15 protein-coding genes are annotated in these 19,443 nt (G+C 66.8%); 8 read left to right on the forward strand and 7 right to left on the reverse strand.

Going from position 1 to position 19,443, the window contains the following annotated elements:
- The first annotated feature begins 40 nt into the window (after positions 1-40).
- Positions 41-166, forward strand: a complete 126-nt coding sequence (locus G4G71_RS30050; RefSeq protein WP_256233810.1) for a hypothetical protein — start codon at positions 41-43, stop codon at positions 164-166.
- A 3-nt stretch (positions 167-169) separates the two neighbouring features.
- On the opposite strand, the gene G4G71_RS13660 is transcribed toward G4G71_RS30050, so the two are convergent.
- Positions 170-1,012, reverse strand: coding sequence for a LysR family transcriptional regulator (locus tag G4G71_RS13660; RefSeq protein WP_169938369.1), 843 nt, complete (start codon positions 1,010-1,012; stop codon positions 170-172).
- A gap of 106 nt (positions 1,013-1,118) precedes the next feature.
- Between G4G71_RS13660 and G4G71_RS13665 the strand changes: the two genes are divergently transcribed.
- Positions 1,119-1,610: a DinB family protein gene (locus G4G71_RS13665; RefSeq protein WP_169938371.1), complete on the forward strand. Its 492-nt coding sequence runs from the start codon at positions 1,119-1,121 to the stop codon at positions 1,608-1,610.
- Positions 1,611-1,646: 36 nt separating this feature from the next.
- Here G4G71_RS13665 and G4G71_RS13670 read toward each other — a convergent pair whose 3' ends face one another.
- Complete coding sequence (locus G4G71_RS13670; RefSeq protein WP_169938373.1) at positions 1,647-2,858, reverse strand: MFS transporter; 1,212 nt, start codon at positions 2,856-2,858, stop codon at positions 1,647-1,649.
- Between the two features lie 201 nt (positions 2,859-3,059).
- On the opposite strand from G4G71_RS13670, the gene G4G71_RS13675 reads away from it, so the two are divergent.
- The 3 genes from G4G71_RS13675 (at position 3,060) to G4G71_RS13685 (ending at position 6,254) form a co-directional block, all read left to right on the forward strand.
- Positions 3,060-3,755: an alpha/beta fold hydrolase gene (locus tag G4G71_RS13675; RefSeq protein ID WP_169938375.1), complete on the forward strand. Its 696-nt coding sequence runs from the start codon at positions 3,060-3,062 to the stop codon at positions 3,753-3,755.
- A gap of 54 nt (positions 3,756-3,809) precedes the next feature.
- Complete coding sequence (locus G4G71_RS13680; protein WP_169938377.1) at positions 3,810-4,202, forward strand: GFA family protein; 393 nt, start codon at positions 3,810-3,812, stop codon at positions 4,200-4,202.
- Positions 4,203-4,331: 129 nt separating this feature from the next.
- Complete coding sequence (locus G4G71_RS13685; RefSeq protein WP_169938379.1) at positions 4,332-6,254, forward strand: tyrosine-protein phosphatase; 1,923 nt, start codon at positions 4,332-4,334, stop codon at positions 6,252-6,254.
- Between the two features lie 219 nt (positions 6,255-6,473).
- Here the strand turns inward: G4G71_RS13685 and G4G71_RS13690 are convergent, their stop codons facing one another.
- Both G4G71_RS13690 and G4G71_RS13695 read right to left on the reverse strand, forming a co-directional pair.
- Positions 6,474-7,463 carry an AraC family transcriptional regulator gene (locus G4G71_RS13690; RefSeq protein WP_169938380.1) on the reverse strand — a complete coding sequence of 330 codons (990 nt, stop codon included), beginning with the start codon at positions 7,461-7,463 and terminating at the stop codon, positions 6,474-6,476.
- A gap of 202 nt (positions 7,464-7,665) precedes the next feature.
- Positions 7,666-9,174: a winged helix-turn-helix domain-containing tetratricopeptide repeat protein gene (locus G4G71_RS13695; protein WP_169938382.1), complete on the reverse strand. Its 1,509-nt coding sequence runs from the start codon at positions 9,172-9,174 to the stop codon at positions 7,666-7,668.
- Positions 9,175-9,279: 105 nt separating this feature from the next.
- Here G4G71_RS13695 and G4G71_RS13700 point away from each other — a divergent pair, with 105 nt between their 5' ends.
- Both G4G71_RS13700 and G4G71_RS13705 read left to right on the forward strand, forming a co-directional pair.
- On the forward strand, positions 9,280-9,495 hold the full coding sequence (locus tag G4G71_RS13700; protein ID WP_169938384.1) for a DUF1127 domain-containing protein: 216 nt from the start codon (positions 9,280-9,282) through the stop codon (positions 9,493-9,495).
- Between the two features lie 362 nt (positions 9,496-9,857).
- Positions 9,858-15,068 carry an autotransporter domain-containing protein gene (locus tag G4G71_RS13705; protein WP_169938388.1) on the forward strand — a complete coding sequence of 1,737 codons (5,211 nt, stop codon included), beginning with the start codon at positions 9,858-9,860 and terminating at the stop codon, positions 15,066-15,068.
- Positions 15,069-15,098: 30 nt separating this feature from the next.
- Here the strand turns inward: G4G71_RS13705 and G4G71_RS13710 are convergent, their stop codons facing one another.
- Positions 15,099-15,584, reverse strand: a complete 486-nt coding sequence (locus tag G4G71_RS13710; protein WP_169938390.1) for a GFA family protein — start codon at positions 15,582-15,584, stop codon at positions 15,099-15,101.
- 130 nt (positions 15,585-15,714) lie between these two features.
- Between G4G71_RS13710 and G4G71_RS13715 the strand changes: the two genes are divergently transcribed.
- Positions 15,715-16,614: a LysR family transcriptional regulator gene (locus G4G71_RS13715; protein WP_054907133.1), complete on the forward strand. Its 900-nt coding sequence runs from the start codon at positions 15,715-15,717 to the stop codon at positions 16,612-16,614.
- Positions 16,615-16,617: 3 nt separating this feature from the next.
- Here G4G71_RS13715 and G4G71_RS13720 read toward each other — a convergent pair whose 3' ends face one another.
- Positions 16,618-17,799: an iron-containing alcohol dehydrogenase gene (locus G4G71_RS13720; RefSeq protein ID WP_169938391.1), complete on the reverse strand. Its 1,182-nt coding sequence runs from the start codon at positions 17,797-17,799 to the stop codon at positions 16,618-16,620.
- A gap of 118 nt (positions 17,800-17,917) precedes the next feature.
- Positions 17,918-19,423 carry an APC family permease gene (locus G4G71_RS13725; RefSeq protein ID WP_169938393.1) on the reverse strand — a complete coding sequence of 502 codons (1,506 nt, stop codon included), beginning with the start codon at positions 19,421-19,423 and terminating at the stop codon, positions 17,918-17,920.
- Positions 19,424-19,443: the final 20 nt, after the last annotated feature.

Below are 19,443 nucleotides of genomic sequence, written 5' to 3' on the forward strand. Positions count from 1 at the left end.
ATACTGGCGGCTCCCAACCGTCGTTCAGGAAGTGCCGTTCATGGACCAGGAACCGCTGCAAGCTCGTGACTTCGCCTTCATCCACTTCGCTGCCGTCGCCCTCTGCGGCTCGCTGATCGTCGCCCTGGCGCTGTTCCTGGCGCGGCTGGGCGTGCTCCTGCACTAAGGCTCAGGCAGTGATGGCCTGGCTCAGTGCGCCGATCAGCACGCGTGTCTGGGCGTCGCGATGGGCGCAATAGAGCACCACGTCGCGGGGTGGTAATTCAGGCAGGCCGAAGCGCTCGCGCACATCGACGCAGCCCGCCGGCGCCATGCGCTCGACCATGGCGCCAATGCCGATACCGGCCGACACCGCCGCACCGATGGCCAGAATTCCCGAGCCGACAAAGGCTTCGCTCCAGCTGCGGTTATGCCCCTGCAGCGCGCTGCTGACCATGCTGCGCATGCCGCAGGGCGCCGGCTGGATCGCCAGTGGCAGCGGTGCGCCATCGTCCAGTTCGAACGACTCGGCGGCCATCCAGCCGAAGCGTTCGCTGCCGATCACCTCGCCGTCCTGGCGGCGGTTGTCGTGGCGCAGGATCAGTGCGATATCCAGCGCGCCTTCCTCGTAGCTCTCCAGCATCTGCCGCGAAGTGCCCAGGCTGAAGGCCACGATCACCTCCGGATCGGCTTGTGCCAGACGCTGGAGCCAGTGGCTCAGGTCGGCCCCGAGGATGTGATGGCTCACGCCAATGCGCAGGGTGCGGCGCGGCGCATCGAAGCAGCGCAAGGTGTCGTCGTAGCTCTGCAGCAGGCGGCGGGCGCTGGCAATGAACACCGAGCCCTGGGCGGACAGGGTGACGCGGCGCGGTGTGCGCTCCAGCAGGGCGCGGCCGAGGGATTCTTCCAGTCGCTTGATCTTCAGGCTGATCGCTGCCTGGGTGGTGCCGGCGACCTCGGCGGCGCGGGTGAAGCTCTTCAGGTCGGCGACCAGCAGGAAGGCGCGGATGGCTTCTATATCGGGGGTTTTCATGGCAGCGAATCGTCCTTGGGGCTGTCGTCATTCTGGCAGCTGGACCGGCACAACCCAAGCCCCGGATGCGCTACAGTGCCGCCTTCGCCACTGACGAGGAATCGCGATGCTGACCCAGGCCTTCGCCTACAAGTGCTGGTCGGACCTTCGGGCACTGGACGCTATTGCCCAGATCGACGCCGGGCGTTTCCCCGAGGAGCATGCCTTCGCGCTCCAGCAACTCAACCACATGGCCATCGTCGAGGACCTGTTCCGCGCACGGCTGAAGGGCGAAACGGACCCGCATCCGGCCACCAATACCCAGGTGGTGCCCGGTTACGACGAGCTGCGCGAGCGCCTGCTGACCTCCGGCCAGTGGTACGTCGAGCAGCTCGCCGCGCTGACCCCGGAGCAGGGGCGCGAAGTCATTCGCTTCCGCTTCACCGACGGCCGCAACGGCAGCCTGACCCGCGAGGAGATGTTCTTCCACATCCTCAACCACGCGACCTACCACCGCGGCTCCATCGCCCGCGCACTGGACCAGGCCTGCGTGGCGCACCCGGCTGACACCTACACGGTGTTCGTGCACGCCACCGAACCAGAGCGCCGGGAGGACTGATCCAGCCAGCGCGCCAGGTTCGTAAGGCGTAATGCCTCAGGCCTTTTTGGTGGACGGCAGCAGGATGGTGATGCAGCCCATCAGCGGCAGGAACGAGCACAGCGTGTAGACGTACTCGATGCCGTGGATGTCGGCCAGGTGGCCGAGGAAGGCCGCGCCGATGCCGCCGAAGCCGAACATCAGGCCGAAGAACACCCCGGCGATCATGCCGACGTTGCCCGGTACCAGTTCCTGGGCGTAGACCACGATGGCCGAGAACGCCGAGGCGAGGATGAAGCCGATCACCAGGCTGAGGATGCTGGTCCAGAACAGGTCGACGTAGGGCAGCGCCAGGGTGAAGGGCGCGACACCGAGGATGGAGAACCAGATCACCGCCTTGCGGCCGATGCGGTCGCCCACCGGGCCGCCGAAGAAGGTGCCGGCGGCAACCGCGCCGAGGAAGCCGAACAGGTAGAGCTGCGAGCTGGCCACCGAGAGGTCGAATTTCTCGATCAGGTAGAAGGTGTAGTAGCTGGTGAAGCTGGCCATGTAGAAGTACTTGGAGAACACCAGCAGTGCCAGCACCACCAGCGAGGCGGTTACGCGGCCCTTGGACAGGCCATGGGTGGCCACGCCGCCCGCCTTGAGCTTGAACAGGCTGAGGTGGTTGCGGTACCAGCGGCTCAGGCCCCAGAGCACGCCGACGAGGAACACCGCGAACAGGCCGAAGTAGGCCACGTGGCCCTGACCGTACGGGATGATGATGGCCGCCGCCAGCAAGGGACCGAAGGCGCTGCCGGCATTGCCGCCGACCTGGAAGGTGGACTGCGCCAGCCCGTAGCGCCCGCCGGAGGCCAGCCGTGCGATGCGTGAGGTTTCCGGGTGGAAGGTCGAGGAGCCGATGCCCACCAGCGCCGACGCCAGCAGGATGGCGTGGAAGCTGCCGACGAAGGCCAGCATGAGGATGCCGATCAGCGTGCAGACGCTGCCCAGCGGCGCCAGCCAGGGCTTGGGGTGGCGATCGGTGTGATAGCCGACCCAGGGCTGCAGCAGCGAGGCGGTCAGCTGGAAGGTCAGGGTGATCAGGCCGACCTGGGTGAAGCTCAGGCCATAGTTGGCCTTGAGCACCGGATAGATCGACGGCAGCACGGCCTGGATCAGGTCGTTGGTCAGGTGGGCGAGGGCACAGGCGCCGATCACGCGCATCACCAGCGGGCTGGCCTGGCTGGCCACGGTCGGCGTGGCCAGGGGGGAAGCAGTGGTAGACATGGGACTCCGGGGCAGCAAGGGAGGGCGCGCGGGCAGGGCGCCGGGTTCTTCGAGTTGGGTGGCCTATGCTAGGCGCGCTGCTGGCAGCTGTCTCACGCGATCCGGACGACGAATATCGCGAAACGGCCAAATCGGCCCGTCGTGCGCTGGATCGGCTATGCTCGCAGCCCTTCCCGAGGTCCATTCCGCCAGGTCTGCTGCATGTCGTCACCCGTCCCTTTGCGTGTGCCCTTCCAGGGGCGCGAGCTCCACGCCGATACGCTGAGCGGCGACTCGCCGCTGCACCTGTTCGGCATTCACGGTGGCGGGGCCAGTAACCGTTCGGTGTGGGATGGCCTGCGTCAGTCGTTGTGGCAACGCGGCGTAGGTTCGACGGCGCTGGACTGCGTCGGCCACGGCCAGACCGGCGGGGTCTTCGCCGAATCCTCCCTGCAACGTCGCAGCCACCAGGCTCGCTCGGTCATGGCCAGCGCTGGGGTACGACCCACGGCGCTGGCCGGCATCAGCATGGGCGCCTACAACGCCCTGCGCCTGAACGAAGAACTGGACGTGCAGGCGCTGATCCTCATCGTCCCCGGCATCTACACCCCCGAAGCACACGAGGTGCCGTTCGGGCCGGATTTCTCGGCGATCATCCGTCGACCGCGCAGCTGGGTGGACAGCGACGCCTGGGACATCCTCGGGCGCTTCCGTGGCCACCTGCTGGTGATCGCCGGCGAGCAGGACAGCGTGATCCCCCTGGAAATCCCCGAGCGCCTGCACGCCGCCGCCACCCGTGCCAGCCGGCGCGAGCTGCTGGTGGTGCCGGGTGCCGGGCATAGCGGGTTGTTGCCGGTGCTGCTGGACAATCGGCAATGGCACGGGTCGCTGCTGGAGTGTGTTGGTCTGGAGGACTGAACGCCCCGCGGATGACAGAGTCACAATCATCCCAGCCTTGCGAGGAGGTGCAGCATGGACAAGGTTACCGGCGGTTGCCTGTGCGGCAATCTGCGGATCGAAGCCACGGGTCAGCCCTATCGGGTCGGCATCTGCCATTGCCTGGATTGCCGCAAGCACCACGGCGCCCTGTTTCATTCATCGGCGATCTTCCCCGAGAGCGCCGTGCGCATCGAAGGCGAAACCCGCGAGTACGACGGGCGCTTCTTCTGCCCGCGCTGCGGATCTTCGGTGTTCGGTCGCAGTGCCGACGAGGTCGAGGTGAGCCTCGGCGCGCTGGACGCGCCGGGCCAGTACCAACCCACCTACGAGCTGTGGACCTGCCGCCGCGAGAGCTGGCTGCCGGCGTTCCCTTCGATGCACCACTACGAGCGCGACCGTGAGTCTTCCGGGCGCCGGGAAGACTAGCCGCACGGACAGAAAACGCAGCTCGCGGACAGATCGCGCGCCCATTTGCGCCGGGCGCGGAACTGTCACATTCGAGTCCCGAGCGCCACCGATAGTAGCCCCGCCAACAAAGCTCAAAGAGGCTACATCGTGTTCCATCGTGCTCTGCTTTCCCTGTCCCTGCTCAGCCTGTCCATCGCCTGTGCCAACGCAGCCGAGACCTACAACCTGGACACTCCGCGGCTGACCGGCATCGATAACTTCCGCGATCTCGCCGGCACTACCACCGCCTATACGACGACCAACGACGGCGTGATGCGCTCCGGTGTGTTCTACCGCTCCAACGCCCTGACCCCGAAGGGTAATGACCTGGCGATCCTCAACAGCCTGGGCATCAGCAATGTCTACGACCTGCGCACCCCCAGCGAGATCGCCGGCACGCCGGATACCCTGCCTGCCGGGGCGGCTTACCAGAACATCGACATTATCGGCAGCACCACCTCCGGCGCCAACGTCACCAACATCTCCTTCAGCAGCGCCGCCCAGGCCGTGGCCATGATGGAAGAGACCAACCGCGCCTTCGTCAACGACGCCGGCATGCGCGGCCAGTTCACCGCGCTGTTCAACGAACTGGCTGCCGCCGACGGTGCCGCGCTGTTCCACTGCACCGCCGGCAAGGACCGCACCGGCTGGACCGCCGCGGTGCTGCTGAGCATCGCCGGGGTGGACAGCCAGACCATCATGGAAAACTACCTGGCCACCAACGACTACACCGCCGCGCGGGTCAAGGCGACCCTGGCGATGCTGCCGGCAAGCATGGCGGCCATCTACGAGCCGTTGCTGGGCGTGCAGGCCAGCTACCTGCAGGCCGGTCTGGACGAGGTGACCGCTGAATACGGCACGATGGACAACTACCTGAAGGAAGGCCTCGGCCTGTCCCAGGAAACCCTCTACGTGCTGCGCGGCAAGATGGTCTACTACAGCACCCTGCCTGGCGTCGCAGGTCTTTCCGGCAACGCGGCCGCCGGCGCGCAGTTGCTGACCCAGCTGCAGAACAGCAGCCTCTCCGGTGACTACACCGCCTACAACTACTACCTGCAATCGGCCATCGACGCCGGCACCCTCGGTGGCGTCGAATCCACCGTTGGTGGCCAGGTGCATGCCGACGCGGCCAGCTACCTGCTGCGCCAGGACGCGCTGATCGACCGCGCCGCCGCGCCTTATGCCAGCGGCGTCGACCTGAAAACCGGGCAGACCCGCCTGTGGACCACGGCGCTGGCGGGCTATCAGGGCAACTCCGCCACCTCCAACGCCGAAAGCAGCAGCGAGCACACCCAGGGCATGTTGGTTGGCGTCACCCAGCGCTTCTCCGAGCAGCTCAGTGGCAACGCCGGCTTCGGCTACAGCAAGGGCAGCGTTGATGGTGCCGGCGGTGATGTGGACACCGACCTGACCTTCGTCCGTGGCGGCGCACGCTTCGCCCTCGATGGGCTGGAGCGGGGCTTGTTCGTCGACGCCGACCTCAGCTACGGCTGGCTCGACTACGACAGCAAACGCGATATCGGTGGCGGCCTGGGCAAGGCCAAAGGCGACACCAGCGGCAATCTGAGCGGCGCCAGTGCCGCGCTGGGCTACCGCACGGCGGTGTCCACCGTGACCCTGGAGCCGAGCATCGGCCTGCGCTACAGCCACCTTGACCTCGACGGCTTCCAGGAAAAGGGCAGCGAGCTTGCGCTGGATGTCGACGATATCAGCGAGAACCGCCGCAGCGCCTACGCCAACCTCAAGGCCTCGTTCGCCCCAGTGCCCCTGGGTGGTGGCTGGCAGATGGTGCCGGGCCTGGAGGTCGGCTACGACCATGCGCTGGGCGACTACAAGGTCGACAGCGAAGGCCACCTGCTGGGCTTCGATGTTTCCCAGCGCGCGGCCTTCGACAACCGCGACCAGTTCAACGGCGCGTTCAGCCTGACCGCCAGCCAGGGCGAGTTCAGCGTCGGCGCCGAAGTCGGCGCGCTGGGCGGCAGCGGCAGCCACGGTGCCAGTGGCAGCCTGAAGGCCAGCTACCAGTTCTGATCGGTGGCAGCCTAGGTAAGCGGCCCGTCGCGGAATACGCGGCGGGCCGTTTTGCTTTCGAGCCAGTCGGGCGGATCTGCATTGCCGTGTTGGTGGCGATGTTCGCGAGCAAGCTCGCTCCTACAGGGTTTCGAGCTCTTCGTAAGAGCGAGCTTGCTCGCGAACCGAGCTGGCTGGAGCCTTGCCGGCGAGCGTTAAGAGCAGGGTGCGCTGGCTTCCCTAGGCAGGCGTCGACAGGTTCCTGCGCAAATCCGCCGGGCTCATGCCGTAGGCGCTCTGGAAGTACTGGCAGAAGCGCCCGACGTTGCTGAAGCCCAGGGCCAGGGAAATCTCGCTGACCGATTGCGAACCGTCCTGCTGCAGCGCGTCATAGGCGCGCTGCAGGCGCACCTCGCGCTGGTAGGCGACGATGGAGCTGCCGACGAAACGGCGGAAGCCTTCCTGCAGGGCGCGCAGGCTGACGTTGCTCAGCTCGGCCAGGTCGCTGCCGCTGACCAGGGCGTCCGGATGTTCCTGGATATAGTCCATGGCCAGTTTCACGTGGCGCGGCGCGATCTGCGGGGCAGGGCGCCTGAGCGCGTCACTGTAGTTGTGCGGCCAGATTTCCAGCACCGAATCCACCAGCATTTCCTGCAGGCGTGCCGGCATCAGCGCGCTGGAATTGATCAGCAGGTCGAACTCGCTGCCGGTGGCCATGGCGACGATCGCCTTGATGCCCTGGAAGGCCTCGTTGCTCAAATCCACCCGTGGCTGGAAGCGCACCTTGTGGGTGATCGGCCGGCCCAGCAGCGTTGCCAGTCGGCGCGCGAACAACGAGCGGCGCACCGACAGGCCGTGGTGTGCGTGGCCATCGATGAAACCCACCGAACGTACCGAAGCCTTCTCCATGGCCAAGCCGACGCTCGGCAGGCCGACGCTGTCGCTGGACTGGTTGAAGACGACGCGCCCAGCGCTGGGGAAGATGAAGGTGATCTCGTCGTCGAGGTCCGGCATCTCGGTCAGCAGGTCGCCGCGAAAGCTCAGCCGGCGAAAGCTCACGCCTTCATAGCGGCCATAGGCCCCGCCGATGGCGATAGGCTTTTCCGGGCGCGGCATACCCGAATAGAGGTTGCCGAACAGGCGCGTGTAGAGTTCGCCAAAATCGTCGGCGCTCATGTTCTCCGAGCGGATCAGGAACTGCTTGCGGGCGGGGTTGGTGTCTACCGTCATGGTCTGTCTTCTGGCAGCGCCGGGGCGAAAGGTGGGCGAACACGTTAGCCGGTAAGGGTTACAACTGCGTGTCGACGGCCGTGGCGCCCTCCTGTCGCAGACCTGACTCGACGCCAACTCCCGGGGCTCATGGAAAGGCGATGCCTGGCGTAGGGCGTATAACGCTCCCAGCGTTATCCGCCCTACGGGGCCATGCATGGGGTCAATCCGGCAGGCCGGCCAGGCGGAAGCCTTCGACGAAGTGCATGCGCACTGCCGCGTCACGCAGGGGTTCGGTCTCCACCCAGTGGCGGATGCTGAAGTTCGGATTGCCCACCAGGAATAATTCGGTTTCCGCGCGGGCCTCGTCCAGCCGGCCGAGTTGCGCGAGGCTGGCGGCGAGGAAGCGCCGCGAGCTGCTGCGGTAGGTTTCGTCGCGGCGCAGGGTCTGGATGGCGCCCTGGTAATCGCGCGCGGCGTACTGTGCCTGGCCGAGGGTCAGGTAGTACCAGCCGGCGGGGAAGGGGTTGAGGCGAAAGGCCCGGCGGATGTGCTCCAGGCCTTCGTCGATGTGCCCGGCCAGGACCGTGACGTCGGACAGCGCCGCCCAGGCGTCCGCATCGTTCGGGTCGAGTTCGATGGCGCGCTGGAACTCCCGGTCGGCTTCGGCGTACTGCCGTTCGTACGTCAGCAGGTAGGCCAGGCTCCAGCGGCAGCCGGCGTCATTGGGGTCGATGGCCACGGCCTCGCGCGCCCGCTGCAGTGCCGTGTCGCGCTCCGCCTGGGTGGGGCCGCCGCTGTGTATCCAGCCCATCCAGTGGTTCATCGCCAGCCAGCGACGCGCTTCCGCGTACTGCGGATCGAGGGCGATGGCACGGCTGAGCATCAGGTGTGCTTCGCGCGCGGCCAGCGGCGAGTCGTCCATCAGCTGGCGGGCGCGTACGCACAGTTCGTAGGCCTCGATGTTCCTCGGGCGATTGCGGGGCAGGGGTGTGCGCAGATGGCCGAGCAGGGCCTGGACGATGTGCCCGGCGACCTCGTCCTGCACGGCGAAGACGGCCTCCAGTTCGCGGTCGAAGCGCTCCGCCCAGAGCTGTTCGCCACTGAGCGCATCCACCAGCTGGGCGTTGATCCGCACACGGGCATCGGCGCGGCGCGCGCTGCCCTGGAGCAGGTAGCGCACGCCCAGTTCTCGGGCGATCTCGCGCACGTCCATGGCCTTGCCCTTGTAGGCGAAGGCCGAGGTGCGGGCGATCACGAACAGGCCGGAAACCCTCGACAGCTCGGTGGTCAGGTCCTCGGTCAGGCCGTCGACGAAATAGTCCTGCTCGGCGTCGGGGCTGCCGTTGACGAAGGGCAGCACGGCAATCGAAGGCTCATCCGGCAACGACAGCGACGCACGCGGCGCCTCGACCAGGCGCTCCACGCTTGCGCTGAAGCGGTAGCCGACGCGGGGCACCGTGGTGATCCAGCGGCTGCCGTCGGGGGCCTCGCCCAGCACCTTGCGCAGCTGGGCGATCTGCACCGTGAGGTTGCCTTCCTCGACCACCAGGCCCGGCCAGGCGGCGTCCATCAGTTCGGCCTTGCCGAGGATTTCACCCGGACGCTGGAGCAGGGCGCTCAGCAGGTTCAGCGCACGGAACCCAACGGCCACGGGAACGTCGTTGCGCTTGAGCGTGCCACTGGCGCCGTCGAGCACGAAGGGACCGAAAGCCAGACGCGATTGCTGCATGCCGCCCCCTTTGCAAGTTTTTGGAAGTGTTTGGCGTCACTTAAGGACGGCTTGCCGGGCGCTCTCCATGCTTGACCCATGAGGTCCGAGTCCATGGAGGCTGTCATGAACGATACTCCCCGCCTGCTGCTGTCGGAAGCTCCGCCGCGGCACTTCAGCCCGTCGGCCGTGCTCGAACTGCTGGCGCTCTGGCAGGCCCGTGCCCGACTTCGCCAGCAACTCGCCGTGATGGCCAGGGCCAATCCGCACCTGATTGAGGACATCGGCCTGACGCGGCGCCAGGTGGCGACGGAGATCGCCAAGCCGTTCTGGCGGGCGTGAGGGCTGACGCAATTTTCCTGAACGATAGTGCAAGATTTTTCCTACAAGTTAGTGGCAGTCTGCTACCCTCGCGGCCAATCGATCACCACTGCGTCAGGGTGTCGCATGCTCGGCGGGGCCAAGCCTTGCCGTTCGAGCGCCGGGTCCAGGCCGCGTGGTGTATCGGTCATCACCCATAACAAGGACGACAAGCGTGATCCTGCGATGCGCTACACCAGGGAGGGTGCGATGCATTCTCCTGCGTGCTTTTCCGCATCTCGACTCCTGCGCCGCCATCGCGGCGGTGAAGGTCACGGCTGTCCGTTCCGTGTTGGCCACCGGGTCACAGAACCCGGAGCGCCGTTTACCTTGAGGAGCAGGTCTTGAATCACATCTACCGGCTGGTATGGAACCGTCGGCTGGGCGCCTGGCAGGCGGCGTCGGAGCTGGCAACGCAATCGCGCGGTGGGCGTTCGTCAGTGGGCGGGGTGGCGAGCCGTATTGCCGTCTGTGGGGCGGCGCTCTTCGCGCTTTCCGGGTTGAGCACGGCGGTGCAGGCAGGTTGCACGCAGAGCTCCCCGATCATGGTCAGCTGTAGTGGCGCGGCCAATCCGCTGTTGCCCCATTACGGCAACGCTGCGGACAACCTTGATGTCACCGTGGCGGCGGGAGGCTCGCTGGGCGTCCTGTTAGGCAGCGGCGGCACCGCGCTGCAGTTGACGGGCAATAATGTGACGTTGAGGAACTACGGCATTATCGATCCGAGCGCGCTGGGGCCCATCGCCATCCAGTCGACGGGAGTGGTCGTGGGTAACGCCAACGGAAGTATTGTCACCATCAGCAACTCTGGAGTCATTGCTGGAGCACGGGGCCAGGAGAGCGCCTCGACGAACACCCTGAGCGGCCTGGCAATGCTCGTGCAGAATGGCAGCGGTGGTACTACCCAGGTGATCAATACGGGAATGATCATGGCCCGTTCGATTGATGGCGTGCCGCAGGCGGACGGGGATATGGCGGCTATTGCCATCGTCGGCGGCAGCGCAGTGGATTTCGTCAACGACCAGGGTGCGACCATCTCCGGCCGCGTCGCACTGCAGTCCCCCGGGATCCTTGGCGTCGGTAACCGCTTCGCCAACGCCGGAGAAATCCGCGGCAGCGTTTACCTGGGCGCCGACGGCCGCAATACCTTCACCGCCGTGACAGGCTCGTCTATCACTGCCGGAGGCAGCACGACGGATACCATCCCCGTCGATGGCATGAACGGCTTGAGCTTCGCCAAGGCCGGCACGGTCGAGGCGGGTGGCTACAACAATACCCTGGTGCTGCAGAACGTCCTGCCTTCGGCCGGGACCGGGTCCGGAACAGCGGGTTCGGGTTCGGCTTCTGGCGACACCTATCTGAATTTCCAGGATCTGCGGGTCAACAGCGGCGCCTGGACCCTGAGCGGCAGAGCGCTGGTGCCAGGGGCGTCGGTGGAGCTCAACGGCGGCGCAGTGATCCTGGCGACCGGCACCGAGTTGGGTCAGGGTGACATCCAGGCCAAGGGCGGCACGCTGATCAGTTCGCTGGGTGACGTGACGATGAGCAACCCGTTCATTCTGGGCCTGGGCGGGCTGACGCTGGCGGGGACCAACAACTACACCCTCAGCGGCAGTATCGGCGGCACGGGTGGCCTGAATATCACGGCTCCGGTGGTCTCCCTGAGTGGGGTGAACGCCGGCCTTTCCGGCAATATCCAGGTCGGCGCCAGCTCGACCCTGGTGGGGAACACGGACAGCATCAGAGGCAACCTCGTCAACAGCGGCACCGTAACCTTCAACCAGTCTTCCAATGGCACCTATTCCGGCGCAATGTCCGGCACGGGAGCGTTGGTCAAGTCCGGCACCGGCACCTTGACACTCAGTGGCAACAATACCAGCAGCGGTGCCACCAGAGTTGCCGCCGGTACATTGGTAGTTCACCCTGGCGGACTGTCGAGTGGGGCCCTTAGCCTGAGCAGCGGAACCGTACTGGACCTGGGCCAGGCCGGCCCTCAGACGGTGGCAGCGCTGAGTGGCGTTGGCGGCTCTATTTTGCTGGGCACGAGCGCACTGACCGTCGATAGCAACCTTTCCACGACTTATCTGGGTGATATCTCTGGTTCGGGGCAGTTGCTGAAGCAGGGATCGGGCGAGCTGACGCTCATCGGCAACTATCTGGCCGGTAGCCTCACCGTCAACGGCGGAACGCTGGCCCTTAATACGATCAGTAACCCGAGCCTGATGGCCACGGTGAATACCGGCGCCACGCTGAACCTGTCGTCGCAGCCTGGCCAATCCCTGGGGTCGTTGGTTGGCGGCACTGGCAGCGCAGTCAGGCTGGGTGCCAGCACCCTGTCCCTGGCATCAGGCAATTACGCAGGTGTCATCAGCGGTGCGGGCGGGCAGTTGAACAAGGTGGGCAGCGGCGCCCTGACCCTCAATGGCATCAACACCTACACCGGCGGCACCCAGATTACGGGCGGCAGTTTGCTGGTCGGTGACAGCAGTCATGCATCGGCGCGCGTCGAGGGGCCGATCTCCGTTTCCAGCGGCGCTTCGCTGGGTGGCTTCGGCACCGTGGCTGGCAATGTCGATGTGGCCTCGGGCGGTCATCTTGCTTCGGGTGCCCCTGTCGGGGTGTTCACCATCGACGGCGACCTGACCCTGCGCCAGGGTAGCCAGGCGGACTTCAGCCTGGGTGCTTCCGGTGGATTCTCGACGCCGGGGGCCAGCCACAGCGTCTCGGTGACCGGTGACCTGAATCTGCAGGGTGCCCAGTTGAACCTGACCAATGCGGGCGGCTATGGCCCAGGCATCTACCGGCTGTTCGACTGGGGCGGCACACTGACCATGAGCGGCGGCGGCCTCCTTCCACCGCCGGGGCCGACCCTGCAGATCCTGAATGGCGCCAGGCAGATCAACCTGATCAATCCGGCCAGTCTCTCGCTCAACTTCTGGAACGCCGATGGCCTTGCCAGCGCATCGCAGATGGGCGGCGGCTCCGGCGTCTGGTCGCAGGCCGGTGCGAACTGGACGGACGCCACGGGCAGCACCACCGCGTGGCGCAATCCCAACGATGCGTTCTCCATCTTCGGCGGTGCGGCCGGCACGGTGACCGTCGATAACAGCAGCGGCGCCATCGCGGCGCAGGGTATTCAGTTCGCCAGCGACGGCTATCACCTGGTCGGCGACAACCTGGCGCTGACCGGCGCCACACTGGGCGCCCTGGGCGAAGTGCGGGTCGGCGACGGCAGTCAGGTATCGAGCGGCTGGACAGCGTCTATCGACAATTCGCTGTTCGGCGCTGGTATCGACAAGACCGGGCTGGGCACTCTGGTGCTCAATGGCGCCAACAACTACAAGCAGAGCACGCGTCTGAGCCTGGGCACCCTATCGGTTTCCAGCGACGCCAACCTCGGCGCGTCCTCCGCCAATCTCGACTTCGAGGGTGGCACCTTGCGCGTCACCGGCAACGGTTTCCAGAGCACGGCGCGCGACGTCGTGTTCGGTGCGGCCGGTGGTGGTCTGGACATCGCTGATGCCGACAACACCTTCACCCTCGGCCAGGAGCTTTCCGGCGGCGGCGCACTGACCAAGCTCGGCGACGGCACCCTGGTGCTGGGCGGCAACAACAGCTACACCGGTGGCACGCTGGTGAAGGCGGGCACGCTCATTGGTTCGGCGGGCAGCTTCGGCAACGGCGCGATCGTCGACAACGCGACGCTCGTGCTTGACCAGACCAGTGACGCCACTCTGGCCAACGCGATATCCGGCACGGGCTCGCTGACCAAGACCGGCGCTGGCAACCTGACCCTGGGCAGCAACAGCTACAGCGGCGGCACACTGATCAGCGCGGGGATGCTCACCGGCTCGGTCGAGAGCTTCGGCAGCGGCGTCATCACCAACAATGCACGGCTGATCCTGGATCAGGCCAGCAACGCCAGCTTCGCCAACGCCATGTCCGGCAGCGGCAGCCTGGTCAAGCGCGGAGCCGGTGCCCTGGTGCTGGAGAGCGACTCCAGCGTCGGCGGCGGCACCCAGGTGGAAGACGGGCGTCTGGTCGTCGGCGGGAGCGCGGGCTCCACTGCGAGCTTGACCAGCAACGTGGGCGTCTCCGGTGGCGCTACGCTCGGTGGCCATGGCGTTATCGATGGCAACGTCACCCTCGCCGATGGTGCGAAGTTGGCGCCGGGCAACTCCATCGGCACGCTGACTGTGGATGGCGACGTAACCTTGGGCGCCGGCTCGACCCTGGAGATCGAGAACGCCCCGGACGGCAGCACCGACCGCCTGGTGTCCACCGGTACCGTCGCTCTGAACGGTGCGAACCTCAGCGTCCTGGCCGAGTCCGGTACCTGGAAGCCCAGTTCCAGCTACGCCATCATCCAGGCTGCCGCGTTGCAGGGCACTTTCGCCAACGTCACCAGCAACCTGGCATTCCTCGATCCATCGCTGCAGTACTCGGCCACTGGCGTCACCCTGGTGATGGAGCGCAACGACACCACCTTCGTTTCCGTGGCTCAGACGGGCAACCAGCGGGCGGTGGCCGGGGTCATCGACTCCGCTGTTGGCAAGGCGCTCTGGAGCGAGATGTCCGGGCTCAGTGCCGAACAGGCGCGGCGTGCCTATGACAGCCTGTCCGGCGAGATGCATGCCAGCGCGCGGACGGCGCTGTTCGACGACAGTCGTCAGGTGCGCGAGGCGCTCACCGACCGTCTCTATGAGGCACGCCAGAATGGCGCCGGTAACGCTCTGGGCGTCTGGATCAAGGGCTACGGCGGGGCCAGCGACAGCGACGCCAACGGCGATGCCGCCAGCCTGGACCGCAACAGCCAGGGCATGCTGGTTGGTGCGGACCTGGCGCTGAACGACACCTGGCGCCTGGGCCTGGCCACAGGCTACGGCACGGCTGACCTGGACGTCGATGCGCGGAACTCCTCGGCCGACGTCTCCAGCACCACCCTTGCGGCCTACCTGGGCGGCCAGTGGGATGCCCTTGGCCTGCGCCTGGGCGTGGCGCGCACCTGGAACGATCTGGACACTCGCCGCGATGTGACGGTGGGCAGCCAGCAGCAGAAGCTCAAGGCCAGCTACGACGCTGATACCACGCAAGTGTTTGGCGAGCTGGGCTACCGCCTGCAGCTCGCCGAGCTGGAGCTGGAACCCTTCGCGGGCATCGCCCATGTCGAGGTACACAGTGACAGCTTCAACGAGCATGGTGGCGAAGCCGCGCTGCACGGTGGCAGCGAAACCGATCGGGTCGACTACACCAGCCTGGGCCTGCGTGCCAAGGCACCGCTCGGCACGTTGTTCGATCGCCCGCTGGCGCTGACCACCAGCCTGGCCTGGCAGCACGCGCTGGATGTGCCGGAGGACGAGAGCCGGATGACCCTCGGCGACTACGGCAGCTTCACCGTCACAGGTGTCCCGCTGGCACGCAATACTGCAGTGGGGCGTGTCGGCGTCAACCTGCAACTGGCGCCGCAGGCCAGTGTCGAGCTGGGATATTCCGGCCAGACCGGCGACGGTAGCCGCGACAATGCGGCGCGACTGGGGGTGAACATCGCCTTCTGAGTCATGCCGGGGCGCGGCAGCGCGCTCCGGTTACCGCTCCAGGCCCAGCCGCTGGTGCCACTGGGCGATGGACTCCTGCGGGTAATTGTCGAACTGCAGGTCATGCGGCGTGGCCTGCACTTCGACCCAGCTCGCCTTCGAGCGCAGCAGCAGGTGGGTGTGCTCGGGTGGCACGGGCAGCGGGGTGTCGATGGCGGAGGCGAAGGGGTGGATCAGTTCCGGCCATCGCGCGTCGTACAGCCACAGGCCGCTGCCGCACAGGCTGCAGAAGTGCCGTTCGGCGCCACTGGTACGCGTGCGCTGGCCTTCCTCGCGGAGCTTCGCGTGGTAAATGCTGATGTGCTTGCGCCCGCGGACCTTGAGGGTGGCGGCCTCGCCGCCAAGGTTGATCGCATAGCCACCGCCGCCCTGGGTCTTGCGGCAGATCGAGCAGTAGCAGCGCTGGTAAGGGTAGGGATGGGCGCTGTGCAGGCTGAAGTGCACGGCGCCGCAGTGGCAGGAACCTTCGAGCAGCATGGCTTCTCTCCATCAGGGATACCTGAGCAGGGACTCGCGGGCACGCCGGGGATTCCATCGGATCGCACCAGCGGGACTGGCCGTGCCCCGTGCAGTAGACTAGCCGCCCGCCCAGCGCCGGACTCTGCCCATGCTCAGGAATTTCACCGACCTCGATCTGCGCCTGCTGCGCATCTTCGCCTCCGTGGTGAAGTGCGGCGGCTTCACCGCGGCGCAGGCCGAGCTGAACATGAGCCAGTCGAACATCAGCATGCACATCGGCAGCCTGGAGAAGCGCCTGGGCTATCGGCTGTGCGAGCGTGGCAAGGGCGGTTTCCGCCTGACCGCGAAAGGGCAGCGGATTCTCGAGGCGTCCCAGGCGATGTTCGACGCCATCGGCCTGTTCCGCGACCAGGCGCAGGCGCTTTCGGGCAAGCTGGTGGGCGAGCTGTACCTGGGGCTGGCGGACAACGTCACGACCCTGCCGCAGGCGCGCTTCGACGAGACCCTGGCGGCCTTCCATGGTCGCGAGCAGGACGTGCAGCTGAACCTTTACGTGAACTCGCCCACCGAGCTGGAACTGGCGGTGATCGACGGCCAGCTGGACCTGGCGATTTCCTACTTCAGTCGCGCGCGCCCGACCCTGGATTACCTGCCGCTGTACACGGAGGAGATCGGTGTGTTCTGCGGCGAGCGCCACCCGCTGTTCGCGGCGCATGAGCCGACCCTGGAGCAGATTGCCGAGTACAACTGGGTGCGCCATGGCTTCCTGCCGGCGGACCAGGAGCTGCCGTTCCGCCCCGAACGCAGCAGCGCCACCGCGCATCACATGGAGGCGGTGGCGCATTCGGTGCTGGCCGGCACGCACCTGGGCTACCTGCCGACCCACTACGCGAACATCTGGGTCGAGCGCGGGCGGATGAAGCCGCTGCTGCCGGAGCAGCTCTGCTACGAGGTGACGCACAGCATGATCACCTACGCCGGACGGCCGCGCAGCGAGGCCGCCCGTGCCTTCATCGAGGACCTGCTGAGCGTGCACGGCCTCGGCTAGCCCTCAGGCGAGCACGCCGTTGACCGCGTTGAGGTAGATGCGCGAGTAGTCCTCGGCCAGCAGTGGCAAGGCGTTGGTCTCGGAGGATGAAATGTCCGCCACCGCCTGTTCGCCGACCCACTGAGCATCTTCGCCGTCCAGGCCCAGCTCCCTGAGCGTATGCGGAATGCCCACCGCCGAACGCAGTTCCAGCACCCAGCCCAGCAGGCCTTCGAAGCTTGCTTCCGGCAGTTCCAGATAGCGCGCCAGACGCGTGGCGTCGGCTTCGATGGCCGGGCGGTTGGCCACCAGCAGGTACGGCAGCAGCACGGCGTTGAGCAGGCCGTGGTGCTTGTGGTGCTTGGCGCCCAGGGGGTGGGCCAGCGCGTGCACGCCGCCGAGCCCCTTCTGGAAGGCCACTGCCGCACTGGCCGAGGCCACCAGCATGCCTTCGCGGGCGGCGAGGTCGGTGCCGTTGTGCACGGCGCGCTGCAGGTGCTCCTTCACCAGGCGCACGCCTTCGATGGCAACACCGGCGGACATCGGGTGGTAGAGCGGCGAGAACAGCGACTCCAGGTGATGGGTCAGGGCGTCCATGCCGGTGGCGGCGGTGAGCGACTTCGGCAGGCCGACGGTCAGTACCGGGTCGAGAATCACCGAGCGGGCCAGCAGCTCGCGGTGGCCGACGACTATCTTGATGCCGCGCGCGGTATCGGTCAGCACGGCTTCGCGGCCCAGTTCCGAGCCGGTGCCGGCGGTGGTGGGAATGGCGATCAGCGGCGGCAGGTCGAGGGCGGGGTGATCGCCCAGGGTCGGGTAGCGTTCGATCAGCTGCGACCATTCGAAATTGTGCAGGCCGTTCGCATCGCGGCTGAGCAGGGCGATGCCCTTGGCTGCGTCCAGCGCGCTGCCGCCGCCCAGGGCGATCAGCGAGTCGTGGCCGCCTTCGGCCAGGGCGAGGGCGCCGGCGCAGACTTCCTCCAGCGCGGGGTTGCTGGAGAAACCGTGGAACAGCGCGTAGTCGATGCCGGCGGCTTCCAGGCGGCGGCGCACTTCGTGCAGCGGCGGCAGTTCGAGCATGCCGGGGTCGGTGACCAGCAGCGGCTTGCGCATCCCGGCGAGACGGCAGCGTTCGGCCAACTGATCGAGGGCACCGACGCCGCAGAGGATTTCCGTGGGGTAGTTCCAGTAGTTCAGGGTGGACATTACAAGCTCCGGATTTCAGGCATGGCCTGCCCGTGCCGGCTATTCATGAAGCCAGCGGCGGGAAGGCGGGAAGGTGGGCGCCGGTCTGGACCGGCGCCGATGATTCAGCCGAGCTGGCTCAGCCGACCGCGCGGCCGGCGAAGCTCAGGCTGGTGGCGATGCGGCGGTGCGGCTTGGCGATGAACAGGTAGGCCAGGCCGAACAGGGCGAGGGCGGAGAACACCACGACCACCGCCCAGACCTGGAACCACGGCGCGCCGGGCGGGGCGAGCATCTCCCGCGGCCAGGCCACGTTGATTGCCTCGAACACCAGCCAGACCACGGCGACGATGTTGACCAGCAGGCCCTTGCGGCCGAGCTTCAGCGCGCCCTTGTCCGGGTCCCAGCGGCCGGTCAGGCGGGCGTACAGCGCGCTGGCGGCGACGATCAGGAAGACGAAGAAGAAGCCGCCGCTGCCAAACGCGATCAGCGTACCGACCGCGGTAGCGTTCAGCCCCAGCGCCAGGCCCAGACTGGCTAGCAGGGTGCTGCAGACCATCGCAGCCATCGGTACCTTGCGCTTGTCAACGCGGCGCAGCAGGGCAGAGCCGGGAAGGATTTCATCGCGGGCCATGCCGAAGATGGCGCGGCCGATGTACGTCTGCACCGAGACCACGCAGGCGACGAAGGCGACCAGCACGATGGCCACGAACGGCTGCTCGGCCCAGGCGCCGAAGGCGTCCACCACGGCCGGGGTTACCGGGTCGATGATCTGCCCGCTGACCACGGCGGCCGGGTCCTTGTACGACAGGGTGACGGCGAAGGCGGTGAGCATCACCGTCAGCCCGACCACCAGCATCGAACGCAGGATGGCGCGCGGCGTGGAGACGCGGGCGTCGGTGGTTTCCTCGGAAATCTGCGAGCAGGCATCGAAGCCGAGGAAGGCCCAGCCGCCCACGGCCAGTGCGGTAAGGAAGCCGCTCCAGTAGGTGCCGCCGGAGACTTCCAGGGCATTCAGGCTACTGAACAGCATCTCGAAGGAGTGGTTGCGGAAGAACAGCAGCAACAGCACGCCGATGCCGATGGAGGCGATGGCCTCGGCGAAAATGCCGGCGTTGACGAAGTACTTCAGCGGGTTGATGCCCAGCAGGTTGACCGCCAACCCAAGGGCCAGCAGCGCCGCGCCGCAGAGTACCTGGGCATTGGCCGACGGCGGCTCGCCGGTCAGCAGCAGGCCGAGCCAGAAGCCGCCGAGGTAGGCGACGGTGGTCAGCGAGGCGAGGGCGGAGGCGAGGTAGAGGAAGCCGGTGAACCAGGCCGCACGATCACCGATCAGCCGCCGCACCCACTGGTAGCAGCCGCCAGCCAGCGGGAACTGCGAGGACAGTTCGGCGTACACCAGCGCCACGGTCAGTTGCAGGAGCAGGCACAGGGGCACGACCCATACCCAGGACGGCCCGACGCTCATGGCGCCCAGGGACATCACCGAGTAGATGCCGACGACCGGGGAAATGGTGGCGAAACCGACGGAGAACGACGACCACAGGTTCAACCCGCGGTCCAGTTCCTGGCGGTAGCCGTGGCTGGCGAGCAGGCTTTCGTCGCCGTTGCTGTTGGCAACGGCAGGGTTGCGAAGGTCAGACATGCTGGCCTCCGGTGTTCGGG

It is taken from the genome of Pseudomonas multiresinivorans (genome assembly GCF_012971725.1).
In the GTDB taxonomy this organism is placed as follows: Bacteria; Pseudomonadota; Gammaproteobacteria; order Pseudomonadales; family Pseudomonadaceae; genus Pseudomonas; species Pseudomonas multiresinivorans.

Excerpts from the sequence above, each read along its gene's own strand:
- G4G71_RS30050 (WP_256233810.1), top strand. The coding sequence starts at position 41 with ATGGACCAGGAACCGCTGCAAGCTCGTGACTTCGCCTTCATCCACTTC.
- G4G71_RS13715 (WP_054907133.1), top strand. The coding sequence starts at position 15,715 with ATGCTCAGGAATTTCACCGACCTCGATCTGCGCCTGCTGCGCATCTTC.
- G4G71_RS13695 (WP_169938382.1), bottom strand. The coding sequence starts at position 9,174 with ATGCAGCAATCGCGTCTGGCTTTCGGTCCCTTCGTGCTCGACGGCGCC.
- G4G71_RS13690 (WP_169938380.1), bottom strand. The coding sequence starts at position 7,463 with ATGACGGTAGACACCAACCCCGCCCGCAAGCAGTTCCTGATCCGCTCG.
- G4G71_RS13680 (WP_169938377.1), top strand. The coding sequence starts at position 3,810 with ATGGACAAGGTTACCGGCGGTTGCCTGTGCGGCAATCTGCGGATCGAA.
- G4G71_RS13710 (WP_169938390.1), bottom strand. The coding sequence starts at position 15,584 with ATGCTGCTCGAAGGTTCCTGCCACTGCGGCGCCGTGCACTTCAGCCTG.
- G4G71_RS13660 (WP_169938369.1), bottom strand. The coding sequence starts at position 1,012 with ATGAAAACCCCCGATATAGAAGCCATCCGCGCCTTCCTGCTGGTCGCC.
- G4G71_RS13670 (WP_169938373.1), bottom strand. The coding sequence starts at position 2,858 with ATGTCTACCACTGCTTCCCCCCTGGCCACGCCGACCGTGGCCAGCCAG.
- G4G71_RS13675 (WP_169938375.1), top strand. The coding sequence starts at position 3,060 with ATGTCGTCACCCGTCCCTTTGCGTGTGCCCTTCCAGGGGCGCGAGCTC.
- G4G71_RS13725 (WP_169938393.1), bottom strand. The coding sequence starts at position 19,423 with ATGTCTGACCTTCGCAACCCTGCCGTTGCCAACAGCAACGGCGACGAA.
- G4G71_RS13665 (WP_169938371.1), top strand. The coding sequence starts at position 1,119 with ATGCTGACCCAGGCCTTCGCCTACAAGTGCTGGTCGGACCTTCGGGCA.
- G4G71_RS13700 (WP_169938384.1), top strand. The coding sequence starts at position 9,280 with ATGAACGATACTCCCCGCCTGCTGCTGTCGGAAGCTCCGCCGCGGCAC.
- G4G71_RS13720 (WP_169938391.1), bottom strand. The coding sequence starts at position 17,799 with ATGTCCACCCTGAACTACTGGAACTACCCCACGGAAATCCTCTGCGGC.